Raw genomic sequence first — 17,934 nt, 5'->3', positions numbered from 1 at the left:
TGGGAAACTGCAAAGGATATGCGTCATGGACGCCAGACGTCAGTCTTGTCTGACAGGTAAACAGTCAATACCAACCCGGGACCAGGGCAACTCTCCTGACCGGATAAGCCTTCACGCCCCCTTGCTACCAGTCAGCCCCGCCCGCCTGCTGGCAACTGTGTTGATGGCCACCCTGTTATCGGTACCCACCTTGCTGACAGCCGGAGAGCGTGAGCAGGCCTTTCGAATGCATAGCCGGCTTACTGGCGTGCCGCCAACGGAGAGTGTGCTGCAGCAGATGGCGGCGGAAATCGCCAGCGGCAACCCTGTGGCCGCAGCCTATATCGCCATGGATGATCCCGCTTTCTACAACGTGACGATCAAGAGCCTGGCTGCCCCCTGGACCAATGAGGCCATGAGCCCCTTTGTGCCACTGAACGATTACACCGCAACCGTGATTGGTCTAGTACGGGACGACGCCGACTTCCGCACGGTGCTGTACGACAACGTGCTCTATGAGGGCGACATTGGCGGGTTACCCCCATACAGCACGGGCAACAATGCCCACTACGAAGCACTGGAGAACGCCGGTGTTCCGCTGGCGGATTCCCTGCGCCGGGTCAGCCAGTCCAGCCGGAATGGCCTGCCGTCACAGGCCACCGCCGGCGTCATGACCAGCCGGGCAGCAGCCCGGGCCTTCTTTATCGATGGCACCAACCGGGCCATGTTCCGCTTCACGCTGATGAACCACCTGTGCAATGACCTGGAGCAGGTGGCGGATGTCACCCTGCCGGTGGATCGTATCCGCCAGGACGTCTCCCGCAGCCCCGGTGGCGACAGTCGGGTATTCCTCAACAACTGTGCTGGGTGCCATACCGGCATGGATCCCATGGCACAGGCTTTCGCCTACTACGACTACGAGTACGACAACAACGCCGATCTCGGGGAACTGGTGTACAACACCATCGGCATGACCGACCCGGAGACCGGCACCCGTGTACAGAGCAAGTACCTGATCAACGCCACCAACTTCGAACACGGTTACATCACCCGGGATGACCAATGGGATAACTACTGGCGCACCGGTGACAACCGCCGCCTGGGCTGGGACGACACCCTGCCCGGCTCCGGTGAGGGCGCCAGGTCCCTGGGACGTGAACTGGCCCACTCTGACGCCTTTGCCCAGTGCAAGGTTCGCCAGGTCTTCGAGCAGGTGTGCCTGCGGGAACCCGGTGATGCCGATGACCGCAACCGGCTGGAAGCCATCGTCAGTCGATTCAGGAGCAGCGGCTACCAGCTGAAGCGGGCCTATGCGGAATCAGCCGCCTGGTGTATGGGCCAGTAAAGGGATGCGCAAGTCTGTGATAAAGGAATACGAGGTCACGATGAAGATCACCATAAGGCTCTACCGGCCCCTGCTTTGCACCCTCCTGCTGTCGGCGCTGGCCCTGAGCGGCTGCAACACGGGCGAATCCACCGAAAGCCTGCCCAACACCCAGGCCCCGGGCACCAGCCAGTACGATGGCCCGGCACCGGCCACCGCCGATGTGCAGGCATTCAAGATCAATGTATGGGACAACCTGTCACTGACCAGTCGCTGTGGCGAATGCCACAACAGCTCGGGCCAGTCGCCCCGCTTTGCCCACGAGGGTGACGTCAACATCGCCTACGCCCAGGCCAATACCGTGGTTAACCTGGCTGACCCCGGGCGCTCTGCGCTGGTCAGCAAGGTCGCCGGCGGCCACAACTGCTGGCTGGGAAGCGACCAGGCCTGCGCCGACGCCATCACCAGCATGATCAGCGGCTGGGCGGGAGGCAGCGCCGGCAGCGTCAACCGCATCGAGCTGCAGGCCCCTGCCCTGCGTGACCCGGGCGGCACACTGCCATTTCCCGAAAGCAGTGGTGCGTTTTCCACCACCGTTTACCCACTGCTGACCAGTTACTGCAGCAGCTGCCACGCCGATGGCGACACCCGGCCCTACCTCGCCAGCGGTAACGTGGACACCGCCTACGACGCGGCCAGAAGCCGCATGAGCCTGACGGCTCCCTTCAGCTCGCGACTGGTGGAACGACTGCGGGATGACCGTCACAACTGCTGGAACGACAGCTGTGAGGCCTCCGCCAATGAAATGGAATCGCAGATTGAAGCCCTGGCGGCCACGGTCACTCCCAGCAACGTGGACCCGGACCTGGTGACCAGCAAGGCGCTGACACTCGATGGTGATGGCCTGATGGCCAATTCCGGCGGTCGTTACGAAGATCATGTGATTGCCCTCTACGAGTTCAAGACAGGGGAGGGCAACACCGCCTTTGATACGTCCGGCATTGAGCCCTCCATGCACCTGTCACTGACCGGTAACGTGGAATGGGTTGGTGGTTACGGAATCAGCTTCGGGCCGGCCTATACTGACAACGGCTCCAGCATCCGCAGCGGCAAGGCCCAGGCCACCACCGGTAACAGCCGCAAGCTTCATGAACTGCTTGCCGCCTCCGGCGAATACAGCCTGGAAGCGTGGCTGGTACCCGCCAATGTAACCCAGGAGGACGCCCGCATCGTGTCCTACTCGGGATCCGCCACCAGCCGCAACCTGACCCTGGGCCAGACCCTGCAGAACTACGAGGTACTGCAACGCAGCTCCACCACTGACCAGAACGCCACATTCAGCACCGAAGACGGCGCCAATCGCCTGCAGGCCAGTCTTCAGCATGTGGTGATCAACTTCACCCCGGACCAGGGCCGCCGGATTTTCATCAATGGCCAGGCTACCGACGATGTCGACCCCGCCCCCGGCGGCCTGCTGAACAACTGGGACGACAGCTTTGCCCTGGTGATGGGTAACGAGACCGACGGCGCTGCGCCCTGGGAAGGCACTCTGCGACTGGTGGCCTTCCACAACCGGGCACTGTCACCGGAACAGGTGCGTACCAACTTCGAGGCCGGTGTCGGTCAGAAATATTATCTGCTGTTCGGCCTGTCGCACCTGATCGACGTGCCCCAGGCGTTCATGGTGTTCCAGGTGAGCCAGTTCGACAATTACAGCTACCTGTTCGCCGAACCCTTCTTTATCAGCCTCGATGACGAGGCCAGCCCCGGCAGCATCCCCCTCGCCGGCATGAAACTCGGCGTCAACGGCCGTGAGACCCTCACCGGCCAGGCATGGAGCCGCCTGGAAACCACCCTGAATGACAATGACTATGTTCCGGGCCGGGGCCAGCCGGTTTCCCGCCAGGGCACCATCGTGTCCCTGGAAGGAGGTCCCGCAGCGGACGAGTTCTTCCTCAGTTTCGAACGACTGGGTGACCACCAGAACGTGGTGATCGAAGGAACACTGCCGTCCTCGCCGGGGCTGCCCGAGCTCCCCCCGGCACCGGACATCGGTCTGAAAAATTTCGATGCCATCAGTGCCACCATGGCAAAACTGACCGGCGTTCCGGCAACCAATCCCGAAGTACGCAGCACCTTCGTCACCGTGCGCGAACAGCTGCCTTCAGGACCAGGTATCGAGGGCTTCCTGTCATCCCAGCAAATGGCGATCACCCAGATGGCAATCGGTTACTGCAATGAGCTGGTGGACGACACCAGCCTGCGGTCAGCCTTCTTTCCGGGCTTCAGCTTCGGTGCCTCTCCGGCAACAGCCTTCTCAGCGGGCAACCGGGAGCTGATAACCGGGCCACTGATCGACACCATGGTCGGCCGCAACCTGGATACGCAGCCACTGGTGGCAGACCTGGAGGGCGAACTGGATGAACTGATGGATACCCTGGCCGCCTGCGGTGGCAGCTGCCCCGCCAACCGCACCGCTACCGTCGTCAAGGCCAGCTGCGCCGCGGTGCTGGGCAGTGCCACCACGCTGATTCACTGACACCGGCCGTCACAGGAGGATTTGACCATGTTCATCAGAAGATCAGGGACGCGGCCGCTGGCCAACCATGAGCCGCTGTTTCACAGTGATCACGCCCGCCCCCGCACCCGTCGGGAATTTATCGCCCAGGGGCTGAAGGCAGGTAGCGCCGCGGTATTCGGAGCCTCGACACTGAGTCTGTTCGCCAATCCGCGGGCCGCCTCCGCTGCCCTGTCACCGGACCTGCATACCCTGCGGCAGAGCTGCGGCATTGCCGTGCAGGGTGCCGGCAAGATTCCGTTCATCTGCTTCGACCTGGCCGGGGGCGCCAGCATGGCCGGCTCCAATGTCCTGGTGGGCAGGTCCGGCGGCCAGTTGGACTTCCTCAGTACCCAGGGCTACAACCGACAGGGGCTGCCGGGTGATATGCTGCCCAACAACCCCTCGTTCATTAGTACCGAGCTGGGGCTGGCCTTTCATTCAGACAGCGGTTTTCTGCGGGGCATACAGCAAAGTACCAGCGCGGGTACCCGCGCCGCCATCAACGGTTCAGTGATTGCCGCACGCTCGGAAAACGATACCGGCAATAACCCCCATAATCCCATGTACGGCATCCACCGGGCCGGCGCCGATGGCGAACTGCTGACACTGATCGGCTCACAGACCTCAGACTCCGGCGGCAACTCCATGGCACCCATGGAGCTGATCATCCCACAGGTGCGGCCCACCAAGGTGGACCGTCCCAGCGATGTGACCGGACTGGTGGATACCGGCAGCCTGGTGGGCCTGCTGGACCAGTCCGATGCGGTGGCCGTTATGGAATCCATCCAGCGTATCAGCGACCAGAAACTGGCACGGCTGGACACCCGCACCGGCGTTACCCGGGAAGAGGTCATCAAGGACCTGGTGCGCTGTAGCTATGTGAAGACTGCAGACCTGGCAGACCGCTTCGGCGACCCCTCCACCCTCAACCCGGAGATGGATCCGGATATCGTCGGCCCTTCGGGTATCTTTACCGCGAGCGAATTCAGTAACGAACGGGAGTTCCGCAAAACCGCCTCGGTGATGAAACTGGTGCTGAACGGCTTTGCCGGCGCCGGCACCATCACCATGGGCGGCTACGACTACCACACCGGGGAACGGGCCACCGGCGAACGTCGGGACCTGCTGGCGGGACGCTGCATGGGAGCCTGCCTGGAATATGCCGCACGGGTGGGCATGCCACTGATGCTCTATGTGTTCAGCGATGGCTCAGTGTCCAGTAACGGTCGTATCGACGACTCCATGGACGGCCGTGGCAAGGGCGAGTGGACCTCGGACAACCAGCAGACGGCGGCGTCGTTCTACCTGGTCTACAACCCCAATGGCCGGCCTGCAGCCATCCGCAACCAGGTGGGCTGGATGCGGGAAGACGGCAACGTGGAAACCTCTTCCAGCCCTGCCGCCAACAACGTCAATCAGCTGGTGCAGACGGTGTTGCTCAACTATATGGCGCTACACGGCGAGCAGGGGGATTTCGGATCCCGATTCGCCGGGCATGGGCTTGGCAATAGCGCCTCACAGGACCGGCTCATCGGACTTGAACCCATCGTCAGCGGCACCATCGGCTGACGCCGTCCCCGCCCGCTACAGAATCGCACTGAGCGGGCGGGACCCTGACGCTACTCCCCGGACATCAGGCCCCGGGAATAATGCATGCGACGCTTACCGTCGATCACCACGCCATCGATCCCATCAAGGCTGTCAATCAGCGCCAGGCCCTGCTCGGCACCCAGCACGAAAACCGCTGTCGACAGGGCATCGGTGGTCACAGCGTCGTCGCCGAGAATGGTCACGCTCTGTACCTCACCCACGGGACGGCCCGTGGCCGGTGACAGGATATGGTGCACCCGCTGACCTGTGTCATCGATAAAGAAACGCTCGTAGTCACCGGAGGTGGAGATCGCGGTGTCTTCCAGAGGAATCACCACCGCCTGACGCTCCCGGTGGCGCGGGTCCCGCACCCCGACCATCCATGGGCGCCCCCGCCGGTCCCCCAGCAACCGCATATCACCGCCAGCGCTCAGGCGCGCGTGCTCAATTCCCGCCTGCCTCAGAACCTCAATGCCCTGATCCACTGCGTATCCCTTGGCGATGCCTCCCAGGTCCAGCATCAACCCCGGGTTACCGAAGCGTACAGTACCGCTGCCCTCGTCCAGCGAGACGTCCCGGTAGTTAACCCGTGTCAGCCCTTCCCGCACCTCGTCCTGACCGGGCTGGTGCCCCGCCCGGAAATCATACAAATGTCCCACTGAGGCAAAGCTGACATCGAAGGCCCCGCCACTGAGCCGGGCAATGTCCCCGGCCCGGGCCAGAACCTCGAACAGGGGTTTACTGACCCGCACCTCACGCTCGGCCGCCTCACGGTTTACCCGGGACAGTTCCGAATCCTCACGGTAACGGCTCATCATCCTGTCAACGGCCGTGAACTCGGCAAACACCGAGCGCCAGAGGGCTTCCGCCCGTTGCCCGTCCTCCGCCCAGAGCTCCAGGGAAACCGGTGTGGTCATGGCACTGTCGCTGAAACGGAACCATTCCGCCCTGGCAGTTGTGGCCACCACCAGGCCGGCGAGAAATAATGTCAGGCATTTCGACAGGATAGGTACAGGCATGGTGTTCTCCCGAAAAACAGCTGGCTTATTGTGCCACCGAAAATCATCGGTTACCGGCACTGAATCTCAGCCACAGACCATCTGACTCAGCCAGCCATAACCGGTATACTCCCGCCAACAGTCACTCTTATTCAGCCAGGTTTCATTCATGCTTAATGCGGACGCGCTCAACCAGTTGCGCCAGCTCAAAACCGACATCAAGGAAAACAAGGTGGTCTACCCCGGCACCGTCAAGGCCACCAACGGTCGTTTCGGGTTTGTGGCACTGGACGAAGGTCGCGATGTGTTCCTGCCGCCGGAGGAAATGCAGAAAGTACTGCCGGGTGACCGGGTTACGGTGACCGAAGTGCCAGGCGAGAAAGGCCGCACCCAGGGCGTCGTGGACGAATTGCTGGAAACCAGCCTGACGACTTTCGTGGGCCGTTATCTGGTGAAGGGCAAGGGGCATTTTGTGGCGCCGGAAACCCCGGGCATTGGCCGCTGGATCTTTATTCCGCCCAAAGAGCGTAACGACGCGAAGCCGGATGACTTCATCTACTGTCGCATACTTCGTCACCCCATCAAGGACGGCAAGGGCCAGGCCCAGGTTATCCGGGTGATCGGCAAGGCTGGTGATCCCGGCATCGAACGCAGCTTTACCCTTGCCAGCTTCGATATGGACGATGCCTTTCCTGAAGCCGTGGAGCAGCAGGCTGAGGGTCTCTCTGAAGAGTCCATAACGCCCCTGCGCGAAGGGCGTGAGGACCGCACCACACAGCCCTATGTCACCATCGACAGTCCCGGTACCCAGGACATGGACGACGCTCTGCTGGCGGAGCCCAATGCCACCGGTTGGCGCCTGTCGGTTGCCATTGCTGACCCCACGGCGCTGATTCCGGAGGGCTCACCCGCTGACCAGGAAGCCCGTAACCGGGCGACGGCGATCTACTTTCCCGGCGAGCCGCGCCCCATGCTGCCGGAAGCCATCAGCACCCGGCTTTGTTCGCTGATGCCGGACACCGACCGGCTTGCCCTGGTGTGTGATCTGCAGGTGAACAACGACGGCAGCCTCGGCGAGTTCAGTTTTCACCGGGCGGTGATCCGTTCCCGGGGCAAGCTCAGCTATGAACTGGTCAGCCAGTTGCTGGAAGACCAGCACAACGAGGAAACCGATGCCCTGACACCGGAGGTCACCAACAACCTGGACCAGCTACACCAGGCAGCCACTGCGTTGCGCAAATGGCGCTCGGACCATGCCCTGCTGAACAGCGACCGGCCGGAATTCCGCCTGCGACTGGACGAAAATCGTCGCATCCGCACCATTGAGCCGACGGTCCAGAATGAAGCCCACCGGCTGGTGGAAGAGTGCATGGTGGCGGCCAACCGCTGCGCTGCAGATTTCCTGGGCAAGCAGGACCATGGTCTGTTCATTGCCCACCCGGGCCTGCGGGACGACCGCGCGGACAATATCCGGGCCCTGCTGGAGCGCTACGCTCCGGAACTGGCCAGCATCGACCCGGCCACGCCGGAAGGCTTCCGCGAGCTGATGGTACGGACCTCTGACCTGGATGCAGAAGTGCCGGTCAGGACCATCATCGCCCGTCAGCTGGCCCGGGCGGAGATGGTGTTCGAGGCAGCGCCCCACCAGGGTATGGGGCTGCCTGCCTATACCACCTTCACCTCACCGCTGCGACGCTATGTGGATTTCTACGTGCATCGGCTGATCAAGGCGGCACTGTGGGATGAACACCACGACCGGCTGGCAGACACAGGCCTGAACCAGCTGCAGTCCGCCCAGATACAGGCTCGCCAGGCATCAAGCACCCTGGAGAGCTGGCTGAAGAGCGATTACGCCCGTCAGTTGGACGGGGGGGCCACCTTTACCGGCGTGATTACCCGCACTGTGCCGGCAGGCTTTTTCGTGCGACTGGACAGCAACGGGCTGGAAGGCTTTGTCAGCTGCAAGACCCTGTCAGGCAAGTTCAGCTTTGACCCGGTCACCCTGCGCCTGGAAGCCACCAAGGGAGCCCGGACCTTCCAGCTGGATCAGGCTGTAACCGTAAAGCTCGCGGGTATTGATGAGGAGCGGCGCCAGATCAACCTGGAGCTGGTCTCTGACAGCACTGAAGAGGTATCGCCTCCCCCTGAGGACTGATGGCTCGGGCAAGGGCTCAGCGGCTGACGCTGGGCTCTCCCTTGCCGGCCTCCGTCAGCATTCGCTCCAGTCGCTGGTCTTTCTCCCGCCACAGAGCTCCCAGCCAGTCCTTGAGCTGACGGCGATACTCAGCGTCTTTGGCGTAGTCCCGCCCCTTGAGGGCTTCCGGAATGGGGTGGGTATGGATTTCCATGCGCACCTCACTGACCCGGCCGCACACGAAATCCCAGAAGCTGGGGGCGCCACCCGGGTAGGCGATGGTGACATCCACCAGCGTTTCCATGGCGTCTCCCATGGCATCAAGCACGAACCCCACACCGCCGGCCTTGGGCTGCAGCAGGTGCTGATAGCGTGATTTCTGCTTAAGGTGCTTCTCGGGGGTAAACCGCGTACCTTCCACAAAGTTCATAACGCTGACCGGCGTAAAGCGGAACTTCTCACAGGCCTTGCGGGTGGTCTCCAGGTCCTGCCCGCGCTTTTCCGGGTGCTTTAACAGGTACTGGGGGGAATGCCGCTTCATGAAGGGGAAGTCCAGCCCCCACCAGGCGAGACCAATCACCGGCACCCAGATCAGTTCCTTTTTCAGGAAGAACTTGAGAAACGGCGCGCGGCGATTGAACACCCACTGCATGGCCAGGATATCCACCCAGCTCTGATGATTGCTCAGCACCAGGTACCAGCTTTCCCGCTCCAGCTCCTCGGCGCCTGCCACATACCAACGGGTACGCTGGGTCAGGCGCATCCAGGCGTTGTTACCGGCCACCCAGTTCTCTGCCACCCAGATAATCAGACGGGTACAGCCCACCCGAAAGCCCTTGTGGGGCACCACCAGCTTGAGCAGCGCCGGTATATAGAGAAAGAGTGCCCAGAACAGGGTATTGAGGATCAACAGGGTGACCGCGATCACGCCAATCAGGGGCTTAGGCAGGAATCCCAGCATCTTGTCTTCCGTTTTCCGGTGTTATAAGGCGTGCATGATAACAACGCAGGGCTCGATTGGGCAGGCCTATGGCGTGCTACACTGCATTCATGAAATCCGTTGATCAATTCCACCTCGACACCCGCTCGCTGGAGGTGTTTCTCGCCGTACTCCGGGAAAACAGCGTTTCCCGGGCGGCGGTGACCCTGGGCATGAGCCAGTCTGCGGTCAGCCATACCCTGGAGCGGCTGCGCCAGACCCTGGGGGATCCGCTGTTCGTCAAATCGGGCCGCGGTATCGCGCCAACCCGTTATGCCCTGAAAACCGGGCCCCATATCCAGCAGATCCTGGACGAACTGCGCGCCCTGTCGGCCGGGCCGCCCTTTGACCCGGCCACCGCGGAATTCACCTTCACCATTGCCGCCAACGACTATCAGCGGGACCTGCTGTTGCCGCCGCTGATGAAGCAGTTGGCTACAGACGCCCCCGGCATCCGGCTGCAGGTGATTCCTTCCGGCATCCCCGGGCCAGAGTTGCTGCGGGAGGATGTTTGCGATCTCATCATCACCCCCCATGCCCCGGAAACCGGCGACATCATCCAGAAGGGCCTGTTACGGGACCAGATGGTGATTTTCTATGACCCTTCGGTACGCGCAGCACCGGCCACACTGGCGGAGTATCTCCGGGCCCGGCATGTCGACGTACTGTTCGGCACCGGCGAGCGCACCGGGCTGGAAAACGCCCTGCGGGCCCGCGGCCTGAGCCGGAATATCGCGGTCACGGTATCCAACTTTTCCGGCCTGCCGGAGTTCCTGCGGGGTACCGACCTGCTGGCCTCCGCGCCGTCGCGCATGCGCCACCAGCTGTTGCGGGGCTTCGCCACCGCGCCGCTGCCCTTCGATTACCGTGACGTGCACCTGCTGATGATCTGGCACCAGCGTTACCAGGCCGATACTGGCCATCGCTGGCTACGCAACCGGCTGGCGACGGTAGCCCGGAACATCAGCAACTGATCGATATCCTGCATAGGTCCTATGACCGGCCAGGCCGTTATCTTTCCGGTGACAGGCCGTATAGTAGGCCTCTCACTTTTTTTCACCGGAACACCCATGCTTGCACTGACCAGTATCTGGACAACGATATTGTTGGCGGCGGCCGTGGCCCTGGGGCCACTGGCCACCGACATGTACCTGCCGGCGCTGCCCGCCATGGGGCAGGCCTTGTCGGCAGGCCCTGACCAGGTACAGCTTACCCTGAGCCTCTACATGGCCGGATTTGCCGTCGCCCAGCTGTTCTGCGGACCGCTGGCGGACCGGTTTGGCCGCAAGCCTGTCATGATCGGCGGCCTGTTGCTGTTCTTCCTTGCCAGTATCGGCTGCGCCCTGGCCAGCAACGTGGAAACCCTGATGCTGTTCCGCTTCCTGCAGGCCCTCGGTGGCTCGGCCGGCCCGGTTCTTGGCCGGGCGGCTATCCGCGACATCTATACGCCAAGGGAGGCCGCCCGCATCATGGCGCTGCTAGCCAGCATCATGGCCCTTGCCCCGGCAGTGGCACCCACCGTTGGCGGCTTCCTGCTGGCCGGTTTCGGCTGGCCTTCCATTTTTGTGGCACTCGGTGTATATGGACTGATCGTGGCCGGGATTGTCGCCTTTGGTATCCGCGAACCCATGGCTCCGGAAAACCGGCAGTCCCTCAGGCTGCGGTCGCTGGCCAGTAATTACCGGTACATAGGCACCGACCCGAGCTTTATCGGATACACCCTGACCAATGCCTTTGCCTTCGCCGGCCTGTTTGCTTTCCTGTCCGGTTCTTCCTATGTACTGATCGATTTTCTCGGTGTCCGGCCAGAGCATTTCGGGCTCTATTTCGCCTGCGTGGTGGCGGGCTACATTGCCGGCAACCTGGTGGCGATGCGCCTGGGCCGGCGCTGGCTGCCTGATCAGATCCTGGTGCGGGGGCTCCTGGTCAGCGTCGCCGGCGGAACATCCATGGCGGGGCTGGCCATGGCCGAGGTCTATAGCGTGTGGGCGGTAATGATTCCACAAAGCCTGTTCATGGCCGGCGTGGGCATGACCCTGCCCCAGACCATGGCCGGGGCACTGGCCAATTTCCCCCGCATGGCCGGGTCGGCTTCGGCCCTGTTCGGGTTCGTGCAGATGGCCCTGGCAGCCTGCGTGGGGTCTCTGGTGGGCTATCTCTACACGGGCACTTCGCTGGTTATGGCCAGCGTCATCGCTATCTGCGCCGTGGCTGCCATGGGCGCCTACCTGCTGCTGGTACAGCGTTATCCTGCGCCGGGTTTCGAACCGGTGAAGGCCACCCATTAACTCCCTGACAGTCAGGGTTTATCCGGAGCGGAAGGACGTTTTCCTGCTCGACGGGTCATCCAAAATGCACTAAACAGGTGTATGTTACGGATACCGGAAACGGAAACACCAACCCGAAAGTCAGGAGACACCCATGAGCAAAGTTACACTCGACGGCAACCCGCTGGACGTCAGCGGCACCTTTCCCCAGCCCGGCGACGCGGCACCGGATTTCACCCTGACCACCGGTGATCTGCAGGATGTGGGGCTGGACAGGTTTGCCGGCAAGCGCAAGATTCTCAATATCATTCCCAGCATCGACACCGGGGTCTGCGCGACGTCAACCCGCAAGTTCAACGAGAAGGCCGGCAGCCTGGACAACACGGAAGTACTGGTTGTATCCGCTGACCTGCCCTTCGCCGCTGGCCGTTTCTGCGGGGCTGAAGGCCTGAAGAATGTGCAGACCCTCTCCACCTTCCGCAACTACAGCTTCCAGCAGGACTACGGCGTCGCGTTGCAGACCGGGCCGCTGGCCGGTCTCTGTGCCCGCGCGGTTGTGGTACTGGACGAGGACAACAAGGTGCTGCACAGCGAACTGGTCGACGAGATCAAGAAAGAGCCGGATTACGACGCGGCACTGGCCGTACTCTGACCGGCCCCGCAGTCGTTGCCATAAAAAAGGGGCGTCCCCCACGGGCTCGCCCCTTTTTTCGTGATCAACCGGTAAATCAGGACACCTTGATTACCAGCTTGCCGCGATTACGGCCCTGCAGTAGTCCCTGGAAGGCGTTAAGGGTGTTCTCGATACCCTCGACCACGTCTTCCTGGTATTTCACCTTGCCTTCCTTCAGCCATTGCCCCATATCCCGGCGGAAATCCGGCAGCAACTCGTTATGGTCGGACTGGATAAAGCCCCGGAACATCAGTCGCTTGATCAGGATCTGTCCCATGAACGGGATCAACCGGTCCGGCCCTTCCGGTAACTTCGTCTGGTTGTAATGGGCAATGCGACCACACACCGGGATGCGGGCAAAGTCATTGACCAGCTTCATCACCGCATCGAAGACCTTGCCGCCCACGTTTTCGAAGTAGACATCAATGCCGTCCGGACAAGCCGCCCTGAGCTGGTCCTCGAAGTCATCTTCCTTGTAGTTCACGCAGGCATCAAAGCCATAGTGCTCCACCACGTGCTGACACTTGTCGTCGGCGCCGGCGACACCCACTACCCGGCACCCCTTCATCTTCGCAATCTGGCCCACAACCTGGCCCACCGCTCCGGAGGCGGCTGAGACCACCACGGTTTCACCGGCTTTTGGCTGACCGAATTCCCGCAGGCCTACGTAGGCGGTAAAACCAGGCATGCCGATAACGCCAAGCCAGGCGCTCGGGGGAGCCAGGTCCGGATCGATCCGGAAGAGTATGTCGGGACTGGCCACGGAGTGGGTCTGCCAGCCGGTACGACCAATGACCAGGTCCCCGGGTGAAAGATCAGGGTGCCTGCTTTCGAGCACCTCACTGACCGCCTCACCCGTCATCACCTCGCCCAGGCCGACGGGCGTGGCGTAGGAGGCGGAGTCATTCATGCGACCACGCATATAGGGATCCAGGGACAGGTAACGGGTCTTCAGCAGCACCTCGCCATCGCCGGCAGTGGGCATATCCACCTCTTCCAGCTTCAGGTGGGTTTCATCGGGCATGCCAACCGGACGCTGTACCAGCGTGTATTGTTGTTTCTTGGACATATCACACCTCTTTGTTCTGGGGGAGTTTTTGTTGTTGCACCGAAAGCCCGGGTCCATGAGAATAGCTTACGAAATTGATTTTCGCGAAACGGAACCAGGAGACAATAATGACAAGTATCGCACTCGAAGATCTGCCGAACCACAAGGGCAAGGTTGTAGGCCAGAGCACCTGGAAAAACGTCAGCCAAGAGATGATCCAGGCCTTTGCCGACGCCACCGGCGACCACCAGTGGATTCATGTGGATGTGGAACGGGCAAAGAAAGAAGCCCCCTGGGGCGCACCGGTCGCCCACGGCTTCCTGACCCTGTCACTGATCCCTCAACTCAATCAGCAAGCCATGACCGTGACAGGTCCGGCCGCAACCATCAACTACGGCATGAACAAGGTACGCCTGCCCGCCGCGGTCAAGTCCGGCTCGGATATCCGTTCCACCGTGGAACTGGTGGATATCCAGGACGTGGATGAGAAGCGGGTTCTGGCCACCTACAAGACAGTGATCGAGATCAAGGGCGAGGACAAGCCAGCCGTAGTAGCGGAAAACCTGGCCATGTACGTCAAGCCGTAAGTTTAATCGGTTCCGGGGAATACCTGGTATTCTCCGGACATGAAAAAAGGGGGCCGAGGCCCCCTTTTTTATGGAAGATTACCCAGGCAATGCCTCAGAACTCTTCTTCCACGATTTCGCCATCCTTCACCACCGCCATGGTGGGCTGGACAACAAAGCCACCTTTCTCATCGATTTCCTGAACCGAGTATGGGTTCTTGTTCCCGTCCATGCTGGTCACAGCTTCGCTGAGGTTTTCCCGAATCTCCGTGGGATCTGTGGATTCGGCAATATCCATCGCTTCAACCAGAGCATGCAAGGCCAGGTAGTTATAGGCCGCTTCTGAACCAGGTGTCTTGTCGAACTTCTCCTGGTAGCGCTTGACGAAATTCTGCGCCGCTTCGGTCTGCTCGGCTGCCAGCGGAACTACGCCAACGGTCCTGTCGAGATCGTTGAGGCCACCGGTAACATTGGCAGCTTCGTCAATCTTGGCCTGGTCCATCATGATGAAACCGCCCTGATAGCCCAGCTGGCGCGCCTGCTGGATGACCAGGCCGGTCGGCTCGGAAGCACCGCCCACGAACATGACGTCCGGCTTCTCGGAGATGATACGGCTAACGCCGGTAAAGAAGTCGGCGGACTTGTTGTAGTCCATCGCGTTTTCTGCGACGACTTCGCCACCCTTCTCGGTCCAGGCCTTCTTGATCATCTGGCCCCAGATCTTGGCGTACTCGTGGGTAGCGCCACCCATACCCAGCTTGGTGCCCCAGTTCTCAAGGGCGTAGTCGGTGAAGGCGTCTACGTAGCCGTCAAAGGTCGGCGGAATACGCAGGGTCAGGGGATTACCCTGTTCAGTCACTGACGGAACACTGGTGTAGGCCATCACCAGGAAGTCGTCTTCCACGTTGAAGTCCATCAGTGCAAAGATACCACCGGAATGGGGAACGAAGACGGCAGGAACATCGTCCTCCTGCTTCAGGCGCTTGGCGTTGGTCGCCGCCTGTGAGGGTGAATATTGATCGTCCAGGGCGACAACATTTACGGTGTACTTTTCACCATTGATGTCGAACCCACCCGCCTCGTTGATTTCGTCGGCGGCCATGCGCAGTCCGGAGAGAGTGTTCTCACCGTAGAGAGCGGCGCCACCGGACAAAGGACCGGTAAAGCCGATGTTGACCTCACCGGCCATGGCGGAGCTCATACCCATTGTGGTTGCTACAGCAACTGCCAGTCCAAGTTTCTTCGCTGTTTTCATTGTTTTCTCCTGGTTTTATTTCGCCTGTTCACAGGCGCTTGTCAGGTATATTTACAAGCGAGCCGGGGTTATCACGCCCCGATGTATGCTTTGCGCACTTCCTCGTTACCCAGCATCGTTTCACGGTCGCCGTCCATAACGAGCTGGCCGTTCTCCATAACGTATGCGTGTGTGGCAATTTTAAGTGCCGCAAAGGCATTCTGTTCAGCCAGCAGCACAGTGGTGCCAAGGCTGTTGATCTGTTGGATGGTCTCGAACATCTGCTTGACCACCAGAGGCGCCAGGCCCAGCGACGGCTCATCCAGCATCAGCAGGCGCGGGCGGCTCATCATGGCACGGCCGATGGCTACCATTTGCTGCTGACCACCGGAGAGCGAACCCGCCGGCTGGTGGGCCTTCTCCTCAAGGATGGGGAACAGCTCCAGCACCTCGTTGAGGCGCTTGCGATTGCCGTCCTTGTCCTTGCGGTGAACATAGGCGCCCAGCATCAGGTTGTCGTGAACGCTCATCTGGGGGAACAGCTGCCGGCCCTCCGCACACTGGACCACACCAGCGGAGACGATGGCGCTGGGCTTCATACCGTTGAGAATCTTGTCCTCAAACTCGATGTTGCCGGCAGAGGGCTTGATCAGGCCGCTGATGGCATTGAACAGGGTAGACTTGCCGGCACCGTTGGCGCCGAGCAGCACGACCAGGCCGCCGGTATCAACCGTCATGTTGATGTTGTTCAGTGCCTTGAAGCTACCGTAGTGGACGTCGACGTTTTTAAGCTGCAGCATCGTGATCACTCCCCAGGTACGCTTCAATGACCACCGGATCGTTTTTCACTTCTTCCGGCGTGCCTTCGGCGATCTTCTCGCCATGGTCCAGCACCATGATCTTGTCGGCCATGCCCATGATCATGTCCATCTTGTGCTCAATCAGACAAACGGTGAGGCCGTGTTTCACCATCTTTTTCATCAGTTCGGCAAGACCTTCGGTTTCTTCCGGGTTGACCCCGGCCGCCGGCTCATCCAGCAGAACGATCTTGGGGTCTGTGGCCAGCGCCAGGGCGAAGGCCACACGTTTGCGCTCTTCCTGGGTGCAGTCCGCGATGTAGCGGTTCTCGGCATGGCTCAGGCCAACAAAGTCCAGTGCCGCACGGGCCTTTTCACGGGCCATTTTCTCCTCCGCCTGCAGGCGTTTGGAGTTGATCAGCACGTCCCAGAGCCCGGAATGGGTTCGCAGACGGTGACCGACGATCAGGTTGTCCAGCACCGTCGCTGTCTCGAACAGGTTGGTGGTCTGGAACGTCCGGCCAACACCCAGCTTGGCCACATTGTCACAGCGCATGGTGGTGACGTCCGTGCCGTCCAGCAGGATCCGGCCGGACGTGGGCTGATGCACGCCGGAGATCAGGTTAAAAAAGGTACTCTTGCCAGCCCCGTTGGGGCCGATAATGGCGTTGATCTGGTTGGCACCGAACTCCACGGACACATCGTTAACCGCAGCCAGGCCGCCAAACATCTTGGTCAGGTGTTCTACCTTAAGCATTGTTCTCTACCTCCCGGGCGGTGTTGACCTTGCTTGCCTGCTGCACTTTCTTGGGGCCAAGACCAAGGGCCTGTGCCTTGCGGTGCATCCAGGTGAGGAAGGAGCCGGAGATACCCAGCGGGAAGAAGATCACCAGGATCACCAGCAGCGGACCGAAGATGATCATCCGGTACTCTTCCAGGAACTGCAGCGACTGGGTGATCCAGACGATACCCAGTGTGCCGACCAGCGGGCCGAACAGGGTGCCGATGCCGCCCACCAGCAGGTAGGTGATCATGTTGAAGGTATGCAGGATATTGCCGTCTTCCGGACCCACGAAGCGGATCATGCCCGCGTACAGGGCGCCAGCGAGGCCTGCGTAGGTGGTGGAGATCACAAAAGCCAGGATCTTGTTCTTCATCAGGTTGATACCCAGGGACTCGGCCAGGTCATCACCGTTACGGATCGCGATGAAGGTGCGGCCCAGCAGCGACTTCTGGATGCGGCTGGTGAACCAGATGATGAAAACCAGGAAGAACAGGATCAGGTAGTACACAGGAATGGTTTCCCGGAAATTCACCAGGCCGAAACCGTCTGGTGCGGCGATACCGCGCACGCCGATGGCACCATGGGTCAGCTCTTCCCACTTGTCCAGCAGCAGGTAGATGATGAAGCCGACACACAGGGTGAAGATGGCGAAGTAATGCTCCTTGAGGCGGAGGGATACCGCACCCACGAGCAAACCGAGAACCGCGGTAAGAACCAGGGCAGCGATAAAGGCCGGCCAGAAGTTCCACCCGTAATCAGCGGTGAGCAGCGCCACAGCATAGGCGCCGATGGCAAAGAAACCGCCATGGGCCAGGTTGAGCTGGCCACAGTAGCCGGTGATCACGTTAAAACCGTAGACGGCGATGGCCCAGATAAAGGCCGTAGCCATGACATAGACCTGGTATTCATTGGTGGCCAGTGCCGGGAACAGCAGGGCCAGGGCCAGCAGCATGTACTTGCTGGCCGGGTGCATGATAAGGGCTCCGAGTTTAAACATCATG

The 17,934-nt window shown here is 61.0% G+C and carries 15 protein-coding genes; 8 read left to right on the top strand and 7 right to left on the bottom strand.

Annotated features, from left to right (window positions below; translation table 11 throughout):
- The first annotated feature begins 25 nt into the window (after positions 1-25).
- The 3 genes from ACESMZ_RS08950 to ACESMZ_RS08940 are packed head-to-tail and all read left to right on the top strand — an operon-like array spanning position 26 to position 5,432.
- Positions 26-1,324 (top strand): hypothetical protein, encoded by a 1,299-nt coding sequence (locus ACESMZ_RS08950; RefSeq protein WP_372957850.1) that lies wholly within the window; start codon positions 26-28, stop codon positions 1,322-1,324.
- Positions 1,325-1,364: 40 nt separating this feature from the next.
- Positions 1,365-3,842: a LamG domain-containing protein gene (locus ACESMZ_RS08945; protein WP_372957851.1), complete on the top strand. Its 2,478-nt coding sequence runs from the start codon at positions 1,365-1,367 to the stop codon at positions 3,840-3,842.
- Positions 3,843-3,869: 27 nt separating this feature from the next.
- Positions 3,870-5,432, top strand: coding sequence for a hypothetical protein (locus ACESMZ_RS08940; RefSeq protein ID WP_372972501.1), 1,563 nt, complete (start codon positions 3,870-3,872; stop codon positions 5,430-5,432).
- Positions 5,433-5,482: 50 nt separating this feature from the next.
- On the opposite strand, the gene ACESMZ_RS08935 is transcribed toward ACESMZ_RS08940, so the two are convergent.
- Positions 5,483-6,472 (bottom strand): FAD:protein FMN transferase, encoded by a 990-nt coding sequence (locus ACESMZ_RS08935; protein WP_372957853.1) that lies wholly within the window; start codon positions 6,470-6,472, stop codon positions 5,483-5,485.
- Between the two features lie 148 nt (positions 6,473-6,620).
- Here ACESMZ_RS08935 and ACESMZ_RS08930 point away from each other — a divergent pair, with 148 nt between their 5' ends.
- Positions 6,621-8,606, top strand: coding sequence for a ribonuclease R family protein (locus tag ACESMZ_RS08930; RefSeq protein WP_372957854.1), 1,986 nt, complete (start codon positions 6,621-6,623; stop codon positions 8,604-8,606).
- A 16-nt stretch (positions 8,607-8,622) separates the two neighbouring features.
- On the opposite strand, the gene ACESMZ_RS08925 is transcribed toward ACESMZ_RS08930, so the two are convergent.
- Complete coding sequence (locus ACESMZ_RS08925) at positions 8,623-9,546, bottom strand: acyltransferase (protein ID WP_372957855.1); 924 nt, start codon at positions 9,544-9,546, stop codon at positions 8,623-8,625.
- Positions 9,547-9,635: 89 nt separating this feature from the next.
- Here ACESMZ_RS08925 and ACESMZ_RS08920 point away from each other — a divergent pair, with 89 nt between their 5' ends.
- The 3 genes from ACESMZ_RS08920 to tpx all read left to right on the top strand — a co-directional run bounded on the left by ACESMZ_RS08920 (position 9,636) and on the right by tpx (position 12,483).
- The gene (locus tag ACESMZ_RS08920) at positions 9,636-10,538 is read left to right on the top strand and encodes a LysR family transcriptional regulator (protein WP_372957856.1); all 903 of its coding nucleotides are present in this window, start codon (positions 9,636-9,638) and stop codon (positions 10,536-10,538) included.
- A 96-nt stretch (positions 10,539-10,634) separates the two neighbouring features.
- Positions 10,635-11,852 carry a Bcr/CflA family multidrug efflux MFS transporter gene (locus tag ACESMZ_RS08915; protein WP_372957857.1) on the top strand — a complete coding sequence of 406 codons (1,218 nt, stop codon included), beginning with the start codon at positions 10,635-10,637 and terminating at the stop codon, positions 11,850-11,852.
- 133 nt (positions 11,853-11,985) lie between these two features.
- Entirely contained in the window at positions 11,986-12,483 is a 498-nt protein-coding gene (tpx, locus tag ACESMZ_RS08910; protein ID WP_372957858.1) for a thiol peroxidase, read from the top strand.
- A 76-nt stretch (positions 12,484-12,559) separates the two neighbouring features.
- Here the strand turns inward: tpx and ACESMZ_RS08905 are convergent, their stop codons facing one another.
- Positions 12,560-13,573, bottom strand: a complete 1,014-nt coding sequence (locus ACESMZ_RS08905; RefSeq protein ID WP_372957859.1) for an NADP-dependent oxidoreductase — start codon at positions 13,571-13,573, stop codon at positions 12,560-12,562.
- Between the two features lie 107 nt (positions 13,574-13,680).
- Here ACESMZ_RS08905 and ACESMZ_RS08900 point away from each other — a divergent pair, with 107 nt between their 5' ends.
- Positions 13,681-14,139, top strand: coding sequence for a MaoC family dehydratase (locus tag ACESMZ_RS08900; RefSeq protein ID WP_091852087.1), 459 nt, complete (start codon positions 13,681-13,683; stop codon positions 14,137-14,139).
- A 94-nt stretch (positions 14,140-14,233) separates the two neighbouring features.
- On the opposite strand, the gene ACESMZ_RS08895 is transcribed toward ACESMZ_RS08900, so the two are convergent.
- The 4 genes from ACESMZ_RS08895 to ACESMZ_RS08880 form a co-directional block, all read right to left on the bottom strand.
- Positions 14,234-15,373: an ABC transporter substrate-binding protein gene (locus tag ACESMZ_RS08895; RefSeq protein ID WP_372972500.1), complete on the bottom strand. Its 1,140-nt coding sequence runs from the start codon at positions 15,371-15,373 to the stop codon at positions 14,234-14,236.
- Between the two features lie 71 nt (positions 15,374-15,444).
- Positions 15,445-16,152 (bottom strand): ABC transporter ATP-binding protein, encoded by a 708-nt coding sequence (locus tag ACESMZ_RS08890; RefSeq protein ID WP_372957861.1) that lies wholly within the window; start codon positions 16,150-16,152, stop codon positions 15,445-15,447.
- Complete coding sequence (locus ACESMZ_RS08885; protein WP_372957862.1) at positions 16,139-16,906, bottom strand: ABC transporter ATP-binding protein; 768 nt, start codon at positions 16,904-16,906, stop codon at positions 16,139-16,141. The genes ACESMZ_RS08890 and ACESMZ_RS08885 overlap by 14 nt, the downstream gene beginning before the upstream one ends.
- Positions 16,899-17,933 carry a branched-chain amino acid ABC transporter permease gene (locus ACESMZ_RS08880; protein WP_372957863.1) on the bottom strand — a complete coding sequence of 345 codons (1,035 nt, stop codon included), beginning with the start codon at positions 17,931-17,933 and terminating at the stop codon, positions 16,899-16,901. Before ACESMZ_RS08880 ends, ACESMZ_RS08885 begins: the two co-directional genes overlap by 8 nt.
- Position 17,934: the final 1 nt, after the last annotated feature.

The organism is Marinobacter sp., assembly GCF_041690615.1.
GTDB lineage: Bacteria > Pseudomonadota > Gammaproteobacteria > Pseudomonadales > Oleiphilaceae > Marinobacter.
The sequence above is the reverse complement of the archived record's forward strand: the minus strand, read 5'-3'. Positions and strand labels throughout refer to the sequence as shown.